This is a genomic window from Rhizobium sp. KNZ14-9A, from assembly GCF_056755015.1.
Genome location: NZ_JBPGXB010000002.1, coordinates 1331882 through 1345258, shown reverse-complemented (window position 1 = coordinate 1345258; position 13377 = coordinate 1331882). Strand labels below are relative to the sequence as shown.

The 13377-nt window shown below is 60.4% G+C and carries 13 protein-coding genes and 1 pseudogene; 8 read left to right on the top strand and 6 right to left on the bottom strand.

The window, feature by feature from the left end; all coding sequences use genetic code 11:
• Positions 1-2: 2 nt before the first annotated feature.
• Positions 3-2462, bottom strand: a complete 2460-nt coding sequence (locus ACR9ZQ_RS13000) for an arylsulfatase (protein WP_481427989.1) — start codon at positions 2460-2462, stop codon at positions 3-5.
• 374 nt (positions 2463-2836) lie between these two features.
• Positions 2837-3232 (bottom strand): nuclear transport factor 2 family protein, encoded by a 396-nt coding sequence (locus tag ACR9ZQ_RS12995; protein WP_439015452.1) that lies wholly within the window; start codon positions 3230-3232, stop codon positions 2837-2839.
• Positions 3233-3344: 112 nt separating this feature from the next.
• Between ACR9ZQ_RS12995 and ACR9ZQ_RS12990 the strand changes: the two genes are divergently transcribed.
• Together ACR9ZQ_RS12990 and ACR9ZQ_RS12985 are read left to right on the top strand one after the other, a co-directional pair.
• Positions 3345-4325 carry a LysR family transcriptional regulator gene (locus ACR9ZQ_RS12990; protein ID WP_481427988.1) on the top strand — a complete coding sequence of 327 codons (981 nt, stop codon included), beginning with the start codon at positions 3345-3347 and terminating at the stop codon, positions 4323-4325.
• Between the two features lie 122 nt (positions 4326-4447).
• Positions 4448-5023, top strand: coding sequence for a P-loop NTPase family protein (locus tag ACR9ZQ_RS12985; protein WP_481427987.1), 576 nt, complete (start codon positions 4448-4450; stop codon positions 5021-5023).
• Between the two features lie 68 nt (positions 5024-5091).
• Here the strand turns inward: ACR9ZQ_RS12985 and ACR9ZQ_RS12980 are convergent, their stop codons facing one another.
• Entirely contained in the window at positions 5092-5550 is a 459-nt protein-coding gene (locus tag ACR9ZQ_RS12980) for a DUF3237 domain-containing protein (protein WP_481427986.1), read from the bottom strand.
• Positions 5551-5725: 175 nt separating this feature from the next.
• Here ACR9ZQ_RS12980 and ACR9ZQ_RS12975 point away from each other — a divergent pair, with 175 nt between their 5' ends.
• Positions 5726-6610, top strand: coding sequence for a LysR family transcriptional regulator (locus tag ACR9ZQ_RS12975; protein WP_481427985.1), 885 nt, complete (start codon positions 5726-5728; stop codon positions 6608-6610).
• A 9-nt stretch (positions 6611-6619) separates the two neighbouring features.
• Here the strand turns inward: ACR9ZQ_RS12975 and ACR9ZQ_RS12970 are convergent, their stop codons facing one another.
• On the bottom strand, positions 6620-7429 hold the full coding sequence (locus tag ACR9ZQ_RS12970) for an AraC family transcriptional regulator (protein WP_481427984.1): 810 nt from the start codon (positions 7427-7429) through the stop codon (positions 6620-6622).
• A gap of 73 nt (positions 7430-7502) precedes the next feature.
• Between ACR9ZQ_RS12970 and ACR9ZQ_RS12965 the strand changes: the two genes are divergently transcribed.
• Both ACR9ZQ_RS12965 and ACR9ZQ_RS12960 read left to right on the top strand, forming a co-directional pair.
• Entirely contained in the window at positions 7503-8444 is a 942-nt protein-coding gene (locus ACR9ZQ_RS12965) for an NmrA family NAD(P)-binding protein (protein WP_481427983.1), read from the top strand.
• A gap of 281 nt (positions 8445-8725) precedes the next feature.
• The gene (locus ACR9ZQ_RS12960; RefSeq protein WP_481429309.1) at positions 8726-9850 is read left to right on the top strand and encodes an alpha-hydroxy acid oxidase; all 1125 of its coding nucleotides are present in this window, start codon (positions 8726-8728) and stop codon (positions 9848-9850) included.
• A 263-nt stretch (positions 9851-10113) separates the two neighbouring features.
• Here the strand turns inward: ACR9ZQ_RS12960 and ACR9ZQ_RS12955 are convergent.
• A pseudogene (locus ACR9ZQ_RS12955) lies at positions 10114-10281 on the bottom strand (IS1182 family transposase); the annotation flags it as partial.
• 217 nt (positions 10282-10498) lie between these two features.
• Here ACR9ZQ_RS12955 and ACR9ZQ_RS12950 point away from each other — a divergent pair.
• Complete coding sequence (locus ACR9ZQ_RS12950; RefSeq protein WP_113325099.1) at positions 10499-10876, top strand: VOC family protein; 378 nt, start codon at positions 10499-10501, stop codon at positions 10874-10876.
• Between the two features lie 261 nt (positions 10877-11137).
• Here the strand turns inward: ACR9ZQ_RS12950 and ACR9ZQ_RS12945 are convergent, their stop codons facing one another.
• Complete coding sequence (locus ACR9ZQ_RS12945) at positions 11138-11542, bottom strand: PAS domain-containing protein (protein WP_481427982.1); 405 nt, start codon at positions 11540-11542, stop codon at positions 11138-11140.
• Positions 11543-11910: 368 nt separating this feature from the next.
• Between ACR9ZQ_RS12945 and ACR9ZQ_RS12940 the strand changes: the two genes are divergently transcribed.
• Together ACR9ZQ_RS12940 and ACR9ZQ_RS12935 are read left to right on the top strand one after the other, a co-directional pair.
• Positions 11911-12507: a nucleotidyltransferase domain-containing protein gene (locus ACR9ZQ_RS12940; protein WP_310388609.1), complete on the top strand. Its 597-nt coding sequence runs from the start codon at positions 11911-11913 to the stop codon at positions 12505-12507.
• 106 nt (positions 12508-12613) lie between these two features.
• A protein-coding gene (locus ACR9ZQ_RS12935; protein ID WP_481429308.1) for an IS5 family transposase occupies positions 12614-13374 on the top strand; the annotation gives its coding sequence in 2 pieces (ribosomal slippage) (positions 12614-12659 and positions 12659-13374; 762 coding nt in all).
• The last annotated feature ends 3 nt before the right edge of the window (positions 13375-13377 follow it).

Genomic DNA, 13377 nt, shown 5'->3' with positions numbered 1-13377 from the left:
CACTATTGCCCGAGCTTGAACGTCAGCTTGTCGATCTTGCCGGAGAACTTGAACGGAGCGTCGTAGCGATACTCGACCAAAGCGACCCCTGTGCGCGTATCCTGGCCGACGTCGAAGCTTTCGTCCTCTGGAAAGGTGACGGGCGTCGTGTGTTCGACCGAGTTTGTCGCCACCTGCTTGCCATCCACCGACAGGACGCCGCTACCGCCCTTGCCGAGGCCGGGGCCATCGGACTTGAACTCGAAGACGATTTGGTGCTTGCCGGGTTCCAGTTCCGGCCCCTCCCACATCGTGCGCTTCAGGTCGAGAAGGTTGTAGAGAAAGACGACCCTGCCCCGCCCGACGCCGAAGTCGCCTTTGCTGAGGAACAGGCCGTAGCCGCCGAACCGTCCGCCCTCGGTCACGATCATGCCGTCCGCACCGCCTTCGGGTATCTCGACCTCGGCCGTGATCGTATAGGACTTGTTGAGGACGCTCGGTGCAGCGCTCGTCGGCACACCGCTCAGTGCCCCCGAATAGGTGAACTCGGTTCGCCCGGCCGTCAGGTTGGGGCGCGGCGTGTTCCAACGGGAAAGCGTCGAATTGTCGAGCGGCAGCACGTCGTACTTCTTCGCCTCGGAATAGAAGAGGTCCTGCATCTGCTTGAGCTTGTCGGGCATCTTGGCCGCCAGGTCGTTGAACTGGGTCGGGTCCTCGTTAACGTTGTAGAGTTCCCAGTTATAGCCGGTGATGACGTCGGGCGGCGTTGCGGTGCTCAGCTCCCACGGCCGGGTTGCCGGCGTCGTCGCTGCCACCCAGCCGTTGTCGTAGATGGCGCGATTGCCGAGCATCTCGAAATATTGCGTCGTATGCCGAGTGGGGACATCGGCATTTGCCTTGTCCCATGTGTAGGCCATGCTCACCCCTTCGACCGGCTTCTGAACGATGCCGTTGATCGTCTCGGGTGCCGGGATGCCGGCGGCTTCGAGGATGGTCGGCACGATGTCGATCACGTGCGAGAACTGGCGGCGGATGCCGCCCACGTCAGTGATGTGGCCGGGCCAGGACATCGCCACCCCTTGCGAGGTTCCGCCGAAATGCGACGGCACCTGCTTCACCCACTTGAACGGCGTGTCCATCGCCCAGGCCCAGGCTGCCGAAAAATGCGGGAATGTCCGCTCCGATCCCCAGAACGGATACCAGAGCAACTGGTCCTTCACCGGCACCGGGATGCCGTTGAAGGTGGTGAACTCGTTCGGCGTGCCGTTGAGCATGCCTTCGGCACTCGCGCCGTTGTCGCCGCCGATATAGATGATCAGCGTATTGTCGAGTTCGCCGAGATCGTCGACGGCCTGAATGACCCGGCCGATCTCATTGTCAGCGTAAGCAAGGTAGGCGCCGTAGATATCCGCCTGCTTGATGAAGAGTTTTCTCTCTTCCAGGCTCAGCGTATCCCATTGCGGCAGTTCCTTCGGCCACGGCGTCAGTTGCGCATTCTCGGGCATGATGCCGAGCCGTTTCTGGTTGGCGAAGATCGTCTCGCGCAGCTTGTTCCAGCCGTCGTCGAAGAGATGCATGTCGCTGATCTTCTTGATCCATTCCGGCGTCGGATGATGCGGCGCATGCGTGGCGCCCGGCACGTAATAGACGAGCCAGGGCTTGTCCGGCGCGATCTCCTTCAACTGCTTCATATATTGGATGGCCTCGTCGGCCATCGCCGTTTCCATGTTCCATCCGGGATTGCCTTCGAACGGGTAGATCGCCGTCGTGTTGCGGTAGAGGTTCGGCTGCCACTGGCTGGCGTCGCCGCCGACGAAGCCGTAGAAATATTCAAAGCCCATTCCCGTCGGCCATTGATTGAACGGCCCTGCCTGGCTCGACTGATAGGACGGGGTATTGTGGTTCTTGCCGAACCACGATGTCGCATAGCCGTTCTCCTTGAGGATCGTGCCTATGGTGCCTTTGTCGACCGGGATGATGGAATCGTAGCCCGGATAGCCCGTCGCAATTTCGCCGACCACGCCGGAACCGACCGAATGATGGTTTCGCCCGGTGATCAACGCGGCCCGCGTCGGCGAACAGAGCGACGTCGAGTGGAAATTGGTAAAGCGCAGCCCCTGGTTTGCAATGCGATCCATGGCCGGGGTGGGAATGACCCCGCCGAAGGTGCTTGGGGCACCAAATCCCTGGTCATCGGTCATGATCAGCAGCACGTTCGGCGCACCCTTTGGCGGCGTGACACGTGGAGCCCACCAGGGCTGTGATTCCGACGCTTTTTCCTTGATCACCCCGCCGAAATTCGGTGTGGGTGGCGGAAGCTGCTTGCCGTCGAGGGTAATTGTGGCCCCCGGAGCCCCCGTTGCGGCCTGTGCGCCCGATGCCGCCTGTGCGAATGCCGCCGGACAGCCAAACCCGGTCAACGCTGTAAAACCCAGCGCGGCGAGCACGCCGCGAGAGATGTGCAGTACACTGTAGCGACACATGGAACCCCTCCTCTTGGCTAAGCGGAGCAGCGTCTACCAAGAAGTACAGAACCAATATTCGCTCGTAGGAGCACAGAGGTCGGAACCTGGATCGGTCTGGCCAGAATCAACAGGAGCAATCGTTGGCAGCGCTTCCATCCCAAGACGCATGCAACCCTAGATAAGAATGCATGATTGCCGGCCCAGTGTACAGCAAAAACACCGGTTGATGCCGCGTGCCCCGCAGGGGCACTAAGTCCGCTTCGAACCGAACCCGGACGAACATGTCGGCCGACTGTGGTCTTTGGGCCCGCGCTATGTCACCGCACAATTCCACGGTAAGAGTTTCCCAATCTGGCTCTGCTTGTGACCGTTGAGGATCGATGGCAGATCCTTCAGGCCAGGATCTCGGCGGCGAACACCTTCTGGACGATCTGCCAGCGCCCGTTGAGGTAAAAGCACGACAGCAGGTCGGTCACCTCGCGGGGCGGGATCCGCAGGCGGAGCTTGAGCAGCGCCATGTCACTGACAATGGCGATGGAGAGGATCTGGTCGGCGCGCACGCTGCCGGCATCCTGCGGTGAGGTCAGGCTCCGGACCGCATCGAGCCAGGCGGCAACAGGCGTAACCACCACGCTGTCGCCATCGCCGCGCCTGGTGACCAAGGCCGCGGGGTCGAAGATGGTCGCGAACGTGTCGGCGTCCATCGCGTAGGCGGCATCGAAGTAGGTTTTCGCCAAGGCGACCAATTCATCTATGTTTCCCGTCGGGGGCGTGTTCTGCAACGTCATGGTGGTTCCCTTCAACTCTCGTGTCCAGCTGAGTATAAGGACGGGCGCGGCAAGGTTTAGTCCGCGCGCACTAATCAGCCTTGTAAGCTCAGCTAAGTAATTGAGGGCGATCATGAAACCTTCCCTTCCGTCTGCCGGAGACTTCAACCAGCTCCGCGCCTTCGTGGCCGTTGCCGGTTCGCTGAACTTCAGCCGGGCGGCTGAGAACCTCGGCGTGTCATCCTCGGCGCTCAGCCAGATGGTCCGAGGGCTCGAGGAGCGGGTCGGAGTCAGCTTGTTCAACCGCACCACCCGCAGCGTCTCCCTGACCGAGGCGGGGGCCAAGCTGTTCGAACGGGTACAGCCCGCCGTCGAGGAGCTGGCGGAGGCGCTGGGCGAGACCCGCGAGCGCCGCGCCCATCCCGCCGGGACCGTGCGGGTGCACTGCTTCCGGGCAGCCGCGGACCTCTACCTGACACCGATCCTTCGTGACTTCAGCGATGCCTATCCGCAGGTCGTGCTCGACGTCACGCTCGACGACGCCGTCGTCAACATCGTGGCCGAAGGCTACGATGTCGCCATCCGCCTCGGGGAGGTGATCGACAAGGACCTCATCGCGGTGAAACTCGGCCCGGACCTGCGCCAGACCGTGGTCGCCTCGCCCGACTATCTCGCCCGGCACGGGACGCCGGCTCATCCGCGCGACCTTCTCGCCCATCGCTGCATCGCCTGGCGATGGCCGGGGCAGAAGACGCCTTACAAATGGGAGTTCATGGAAAACGGCAAGTGGTTCGAAGTCGCAATCGACGGCCCGCTGATCTCCAACATGAAGGACTTCGGGGTGCAGGCGGCGGTCGACGGAGTGGGTGTTGCATTCGCCAGCCAGCAGCTGATCGCGCGCCACATCGCTGAGGGTCGCCTTGTCGCGCTGCTCGAGACCTGGTCCGCCCCCTTCCCCGGCTACTACCTCTGCTATCCGGCCCAACGGCAGATGGCGCCGCCGCTTCGCGCCGTGATCGACACCATCCGCGCCGGCCTGCGCCAGAGTAACGGCGTCGAGGCGGCGGCGATCGGCGCGGCTGTTCCTCGAGGTCTGCGTCTGCACCAACGATGAGTTTTCCGGCACCTCGCCGGAGTGCAACTATCCGCGCTTGCACCACCGCGTTTGTGGATCTATGTCGCTGGGATACTGGCATCCCCAACATATTGGTCCAAGTTCGACAAGATGACGCTTCGATGCCTCGATATGTTTCTCTGATGGATGCGGCCAGCCTTTTGGCGACAGTCGAGCGTGTTCTCGTTATTGGATGTTCGGGAGGCGGCAAGACAACCTTTTCTGCAAAGATCGCGGATTTGCACCGCCTGGAATTCCAATCACTCGACCGGGATGTGCGGTGGCTTCCAGGCTGGATAGAGCGTGATCGTAGCGAGCAAAGAGCAATCATATCGGATATGGTCCAACGTGACCGATGGGTCATGGACGGCAGTGGAGCGTCTTCCTTCGACCTGAGATTGCCGCGAACCGATCTGGTTCTGTGGGTTCGAGTGCCGAGATGGGTTGCACTGATTGGTCTGTTGAAGCGCGTCTCTCGTTTCTATGGTTCAGTTCGCCCAGCGATGGCTGAAGGGTGCCCTGAGCCACTGCCGGATCGAGAGTTCCTGTCCTACATCTGGAACTTCGAGAAAAAATACGCCCCGCTTTTTGTGAAGCAAATCGAGCGTTATGGGCCGGACGTTCCGGTAGCCGTGCTCAACTCTCATCGCGAGATGGACCGGCTCCTTCAACTATCGGGCAGACCTATCGCTCGATAACGCAATAACCGCGATGGGCCGAGAGCTGTCGTTTCCGGATGCACGGGGAAATGCGCCGGCGGCTGAATTCATAGAATCTCGTATACATCGTACTCGACACCGCCTGCACGCCGGCCGCCCTGCGCAACCGCGACTATTTGGTTGAGCCACGCGTGCCGTGGTTCGGCCGTTTCGAAATAGGGTGTTGTTCGCAGATAATATTCCGAGGGGTCGACTGCTTCGCCATCAGCGAGACGCTCGTCGACGCTCTGGGAAGAGCGCCTGACGCCGCGATAGGTCATCAGGATCAGACCACCGTCGTCAGCGGCGAGCAGGAGCCTGACATCCTGCTGAAATGTGCCGTCGGCGCGTCCGAGCAGGAGGTCAGAGCCGATCAGCGGCGACACCTCTCCTTTCAGTCGCTCGCCCCGGAAATGGCCGCCGGAAACGGGAAATATACGCCGGCTACCGGCCGGCGTCTGGCCCAGCTCAAGCGCCGGGTGAAGGGTCAGGAAGAGTGTCATCAAGTGCCGAGATTGCAGGGACATGTCAGATCGCCTATTGTTTGCGTGAAGCCCGAAGCGCGTCGCGATCCTCCGTATCCGCTCGCCGCGCTTCAGGTCTTCGGGTTTGCGCGATAAGCTCTAGCTGAAGGCGCCCTGCCCCCAAAACGCGCTTTGCTTGGCACCTTCACAAGCAAAACTCATCAAGAGAGAAGAGATCATGCGGCCGCCGTTGGAATCTCTGCGAATTCTGGAAGCGTGCGTTTCCGCCTCCAGCTTTGCCCGCGCCGCCGAAAGGCTGTGTCTGACGCCTGCTGCCGTCAGTCTCCGTATCCGCACACTGGAGGCCGAGCTTGGCCAGCCATTGTTCGTGCGGGTGGGGCGACGCGTCGTGCCGACAACTGCGGCCGCTCAACTGGCTGCCCGAATTCGCCACGCACTGGATGGCATTGCCGGCGCGCTCGATGAATTTCGGGCTGCGACGCCCCCACTCAGATTGACGGCGCCTCCGACATTCGCGTCACGCTGGCTGGCACCCCGGCTGGCGCGCTTTCCCTTGGCGGCGGGATCGCCGATCGAGGTCGACGTCTCCGCCGATATTCGCGACCCCGGCGCGTTTGATGTCGCCATCAGGACCGGTCGTGGCGGTTGGGAAGGGCTTGACGAATACCGGCTCGCGCCGGTTGAGGTAACACCCATGCTGGCGCCCTCTCTGCTCGGAACGCGGACCCTGGACGGGCCGGAGGCGCTCACCGATTTCGAGCTGTTGCCGCATCCGGATTGGCAGGCATGGTTCAGGGCCGCTCACTGCGAGATGCCGCAGGCTCTGCGGTTTGTGGCAGTCGATTACCCCACGCATGAACTCGACGCCAATGCGGCAGTGGCAGGCGCAGGTGTCGCGCTTCTATCGCCCTTGTTGTTTCGCCCGCTCCTGGAAAAGGGCCTCCTGATCGCCCCTTTCGCCTATGTGCTGAGCGGGCCGGCCTGGCATTTTGCGCTGATGCGCTCAGACGACCCCCGTCTCGCGCCAAGGCAGCTCTGCGCCTGGCTCCACGAGCAGGCTCACGACCCGCTCTTGAGCCAGACTGACCGCCTGCCGAGCTAGGCCCGTCGGTCACGTCGAGAAATAGCGCGTTGGTGTCGTCCCGAGTGCCTTCTTGAACATCACGATGAAGGCGGTGACAAACTCGTAGCCAAGGTCGCTCGACACCCTCTGGACCGTCGCGCCGCTGGCGAGTTCGCGTAGCGCGATGACCAGGTGCAGTTGCCGCCGCCACCGGCCGAAGGTCAGCCCCGTTTCCTGAACCATCAACCGCTTCAGGGATCGCTCGCTCATGGCGACATGGGCGGCCCATTCCCCGAGGGTGCGGCGGTCACTCGGCTCCGCCGTCAGGGCGGCGGCGATCACGGCGATCTTGGGGTGGCTGGACACGGGCAGCTCCAGCCCCTCTTTCGGCATCAGCGCCAGTTCCTCCAGCAAGACCCGCACGAGACGGCCGACATGGTCATCAGGAGCATAGCTGCCCTGCACATCCGCCAGGCGCAGGATCATCTCGCGCAGCATCGGCGAAACGGACAGCGTGCAGCATTCCTGCGGCAGGGCCGCAGCATCCGGTTCGACAAACAGGTAGGACAGGCGAGCGTTGGACGTGACCTGATTGCTGTGCGGCACGCCGCCCGGGATCCAGATCCCGCAGTCCGGCGGGACAATCCAGAGGCCGTTTGCGGCCCTGCAGGTGACGGCCCCGTGCAAGGCAAGGATGAGCTGCCCCTGCCGGTGCTGGTGCTGCGGCACCTCGGCTTGGTAGTCGCTGAAGTCGACATGCAGGGCGACCGCCGGGCGACCCAACCGGTCGGGGTCGGGATCGAAGTCCACGCTGCAGGGGCGCAGCGTCCTAGCGGATTGGCCCGATTTGGAGATCATATGGCATTATCTCCAAATTCGCGTGCACTGCAATTCGCTACAAGCGGGCATCAACAACCCGATGGAGACTATCATGCGAATTGCTGTCGTCGGCGCAACCGGCAGGATCGGCGCCCAACTCACCCGAAACCTGCTGAGCGCAGGGCATCAGGTAAAGGCCCTGTCGAGGGGCGGTCCAGCCCTTGAGGCACTGGCCGAAATCGGCGCGGAGCCATTCCTCGGAAGCTTTGACACGGGTGCGGGAGCGCTCGACAAGTTCTTTCAGGATGCCGATGCCGCGTTCCTGATGGTCAAGACCGACTGGAACAACCTTGAAGGCCACTATCCCGTGGTTGCCCAACGCTTCGTCGATGCGCTTGGCAATTCCCCCGTCAAGCTGGCTGTGAGCCTGTCGGCCATGGGATCGGACGTGAACGGGAAGACCGGCCATTTCGAGTGTTTCTACCATCTGGACCAGAAGCTGAACGAACTTACCAATATCGACCTGGTCCATCTGCGCGCTGCCTGGTTCATGGAGAATGCGCTGGCGTGGACGGCGCCGGTTGCCAGATATGGTCGCATCGCCTGGTCCTGTAAGCCCGATCTGAAGATGCCCTGGGTGGCGACGGATGACATCGCATGGCTTGCGGCCAGGGAACTGACAAATCCGACGGGCAAGCACCGGGTGATCCGCGAGGTCGGCTCGGAAGATATCTCGATGAATGAATTGGCCGCGATCATCGACAGAGAGATCGGCCGGCCGGTGGAGTACCGGTACATCGAAAGAACGCGCAAGGACGTGGAAGCTGAATTTCTCAAGCGCTTCGGGACTTCAGAGAGATGGCACTATGACACCCTGACCGCCGACGCTCTGAACGATGGCCTGGTGCGGTTCCAGGGTGAGCGTGAGGTTCGCCCGTCGCTGCCCACCACGATGGAAACGTTCATCAGAGACGTCTGGAAGCCGCGTTACCTGGAGTCGGTTGCGGACCGACACGAACCCGAGACATTTCATATGTGGAGCGCAAAGGAATAGTTGGGAAGCCCAGTATCGGCCCATCAGTAACGTTTCCCTGGCCAGGCGGACCCGCCTGTCGAGCGACGCTTGGCAAAGGAACATGCGGGTACCGTGCGTCCGAATGGACGCACGGTGCTCCAAGGGGCGGCATGAAGACCGACGAAAGCCTCAACCGCTTGGCGCGGCAAGCAGTCATTGCGGTTGTTCCTAAACGGCTTACTCTGGGATGCCGCAGAAATCAGGAAAACAAGTATCGCTCTAATCGGGACTTTTGCGAAAACCACCGTCTAGGAGGCGCGATGAGTGCAGGAAATGAGGTTGCAGGAGCTGTCTCCATTTCTGACGAATTCGAGAATTTGCACGAGATCGTCGTAAAAGCGCACCAGGTTCTGCCAAAAGAAAAGTGGGACAGCCTCATAGGAGGCGCGGAAACGGAGACGACGCTCAAACGCAACCGTCTGGCCATTGATTCGATCGCGTTCAAACCGCGCGTGTTACGCAACGTCAGCACCGTCGATCTCTCGGTCGAGTACTTCGGCCGCAAGCTGCGACTGCCAGTATTTCTCGCGCCAACCGGCCCATTGAACCTATTTGGCGATGGCGGCGGCGCAACCGTTGCAAAGGCCGCTCAAGCTTTTGACATAGGCCACATGCTCAGCTCAGGCTGCACGCCGCTTGAGGCCGTTGCCGAGGCCGCATCATCGGCCCTACGAATGGCGCAGCTCTATGTCAGAGGCGACGATGGCTTCGTGCATGAATACGTGGGGCGCGCGCTTGCATGTGGCTGCGCCGCAATCTGCCTGACTGTCGATAGCGCCGTTCTCGCTCGCCGCGATCGAGACATTGCCAACCGCTATCGCACGGCCGGATTAGCAAAGCGGCCCGATCAGTCCCACCAGGCCGCCCTTGATTGGCGAACCGTCAAGTTGATCAAGGACAGCTACAATATACCGCTCGCGCTCAAAGGTATTGCTACGGCCGAGGATGCTCGTATTGCGGTCGATCATGGAGTGGATTGGATTTATGTTTCAAACCACGGGGGCCGTCAGCTCGACCATGGGCGTGGTACAATCGACGCCCTGCCTGAAATTATCGACGCCATAGCCGGCCGGGCAAGGGTGATGGTCGATGGAGGTTTCTGTCGGGGATCGGATATCATCAAGGCTCTCGCGATAGGCGCGGACTTGGTAGGTCTTGGCCGCATGCAGTGCTATGCCCTCGCTGCGGGAGGCGAAGCGGCAATCATTCGCATGCTCGAGCTGTTGGAAGACGAAATGCTTCGTTCGATGGCTCTGCTTGGCGTCCCGACCATTGGGGAACTGGGTCTATCGTATCTGCACCCGGCAGCCCCGGTCGCCATACCAAGCGCCTTGAGCGCTTTTCCGCTGATTGATCTGTCGCGAATTTCCAGCAGACTGTCTTAAAACGCGGCGCGCATGAGGTTTTGTGGGCGCTCGGCGCTGGTCGGTGAAGATTTCCCGGAGATTTTCCGATCATCAGTTCCTTGGGGCGGCATGTGGCCTCAATTGCGTACTTTCAGTGGTTTTCGTGCGTCTAGAAGGCGGATTCTCACCGATCACGCCCTCACGGCGGCGATCAGACCCGGCACACCGACAAGGGCGATGGCCCTTTTGATGTTGTAGGTGAGCACCGTCAGACTGAACTCCCCTCGCACGTTTTTCAGCCTGCGCCCCGTTTCTTTCGCCGTCACCCGTACGAACCCGGCAGCAGTCAGATCGAGACCGTCGACGAAAGCCTCGATGAAGCGAACCGGGTTGTCCGGCCCAACTTAATCGTCAACCGCCTCGGGCGGAAGCAGCAGTTGCGACCGATCGGTTCCTGAAAGATGCGCCATCGCAGGAGCCTATCATGTACGATCATCATCAGGAATCGCCTTCAGCGTTTTGGGGCGGTCACCGGAACTTTTTCGACAATTTCCCTATTCCGCCACGGACCGACGTAAGTTAGATATACTTTGTAGGCACCGTCCTGCTGATTCAAACAACGAAGCGCGCCACATCGACCAGCACCGTCTGGAGATGGGACGCGGCTTTGCAATCAGAGGCTCTGCGATGAACGATATCGCCGGTCACGGTGTCCGTTTTGGACGAATTGCCGCCACGCTCCCCGTAAGGGACATGAGCAAGTCCCATAATTTTTATACCCAGGTTCTCGGTTTCCAGAAGATTTTCGAGAACGGCAATCCTGTCGGCTTCATGATCCTGAAGCGCGATCAGGGTGAACTGCACCTGACCTTACAGCCGGGCCACAAAGCTGCGGATTTCAATGTTGCCCACCTGATGGTGGATGACATTGATGCTCTCCATGCTATTTGCAAGCGACATGGGGCAAGGATCATCAAAAGCCTTCAGGACAAGGATTACGGCCTGCGATCATTTGTATTCGAGGACCCGGACGGGAATCGTATCGATGTAGGCCAAGTGATCTAAGGCCGCTTTCCGAGGCCGGGCGGAATGGCTTCTGTCCGGCGTTCGCAAAACTCCCACAGACCGTCCCGAAAACTCCGATGAGTAATCGCCAGGAGGCTTTGGGACGGTCTGCCTGAGTTTCGCGACAGATCGGCAGGCTGTCGGTTCAGGCAACTTCTAACTGTCCCGAATATCCCTGCGCAGAAGTTGGAGCTTCGCGTCGTCTGCGACCCGTGGCAAAACCGCAAGATCGGTCGAGCGCGGATTGACGGCAAAGCCCGCCTAATGCGCCAGCGATCCATACTGCTCGCGCTCGGCCACCGGCACGACGATGCCGGAGTAGAGAATGGGTGATCCGCTCTGATCGCGAAAGGCTCGGCCGAAGGCGGCGACCATCCGGTACCGCCCGTCCCTGCCCCAGACACGGTACGTATTCTGCTGTGCGATATCGGCAACGAGCACTTCTGAGATCTTCTTTGCCAGTTCCGGCCGGTCATCGGGATGGACGCGCGCAAGGTAGTCTTCCAGCGGCAGGCCGCGCACGGTGGCGGCAGCATCGAGGCCGAAAAGCTCGGCGAGCGCGCTGTCTGCGAAGACGAGGTTCCTGACGATATCCCAGGTATAGATCCCGGCATCGCAAGCTACTTCCTCGAATATCCCGACCGAGTGAACGGATTGCCCAGTCATTGCCTGCATGTTCCCGCGACTGTTTTAGTTAAAACTAAAGGTTTGCCGGACAACTTCAAGGCAGGATTGACCGCAATACGGCGCAGTTCGCCGGCGCAATCAGGTCAGCGACCTGGAGATGATGCCCGTGCCGCCGAGACTGCACGGATCGGCCTGCTGGATGACTATGTTTTTCTCTGCGCCCTTAGAACCTCGGAGAAGGTCCTTTGCGCTTCACGTATAGAATGTTTCGACCTCGCTGATGCCTAGGGTCAGGACCTATAAACCGGGCGAAAGACCCGGATGACGGTCTCGATCCTATTGCGTCAGATCGGACGTTGGCCCAACAAGACGCCTGAAGCCGTCCCAACCCGAGTCTGGTCCTCCGTATGAACCCTCTCCCAGAAGATTCTTGGAATGCCTGGTCGCCAGATGAGCTGCATGCACGTCTTGGACACTGGAGATCAGAGTGGTATGTCGTCGGTGGTTGGGCTTTGGACCTGTGGCACGGCCATCAGACCCGGGCGCATGAAGATCTGGAATTCGCCGTTCTACCTGCCGGTATAGATGGTTGCCGCAAAATCTTGTCCGAGCTGGATTTCTTTGAGGTAAGGGAGGGGAAGCTCTCCTACCTCGCCCCAAACGCTGGGTCACCGGCAGACCTGTGGCAGCTTTGGGGCGCTGACACAGCCGCCGGTTTCTGGCGTATTGATATGATGGTGGAGCGGGGAACGCCGGAAGTCTGGGCGTACAAACGTGATCGTTCGATCCAAATGCCCAGAGCGGCCGCTGTTCGAAGGAACGAACTGGGTACTCCCTATCTCGCACCGGCCAACGTTCTGCTCTTCAAGGCAAAGTACCGTAGAGAGAAAGACGAGCGCGACTTCGAGGCCGCGCTCCCCAAACTCAATTTCCAAGAAAAGCTTGATCTGCGCCTCTGGCTAGAGGCCCTGCATCCCGAGCATGAATGGATAGCGCGTTTATAAGGGAACACTACAAACGCAGGCTCCGTCCGCAGAGCGAATCTTGACTGAACAGCTGGATTCCATCCGATGTAGCGTCGTGCTTCAAGCGCGGCAGGAGGATCTGCCGATGTCCGATCAATTCAGGCTCACCGAGACACAGCTGAAGCGCATAGTCCCTACTTTCCGAAGTCTCGTGGGGTTCCGCGTGTGGACGACCTCCGCATCGGCAGTGGGATAATCCATGTTATCCGAAATGGTCTGCGATGGCGGGATGCGCCTGAGTCCTATGGACCCCACAAGACGCTTTACAACCGGTTCGTTCGCTGGTCCCGTATGGGCGTCTTCGACCGCGTCTTCGCTAACCTTGCGGCTGAGAGCGGGCCGCCCGGCCGGATGATGATTGACAGCACCCATCTCAAGGCGCACCGGACTGCCGCCAGTTTGCTCGAAAAAGGAGATTCGCCCCGTCGCATCGGTCGCACGAAAGGCGGGCTGAACTCCAAGCTTCATGCAGTATGCGATGGCGCCGGCCGACCAGTCATCTTTCTTCTCACCGAAGGCCAAATGAGCGACTACAAGGGCGCCGCTCTGATCTACCCGATGCTACCAGACGCCGAAACACTCATTGCAGACAAAGGCTATGACAGTGACTTCTTCCGAAAAGCTCTCGCGGAACGAGGTATCACGCCCTGCATTCCACCACGAGCCAAACGCAGATCGCCCGCAAAATATTGCAAGTCTCAGTACAGGGAGCGGCACAAGGTCGAGAACATGTTCGCCAAGCTCAAAGATTGGAGACGCATCTCAACCCGTTACGACCGCTCCGCACACGCCTTCTTTAGCGCCATCTGCATCGCCGCCACAGTCATCTTCTGGCTCGGCAAATGAGTC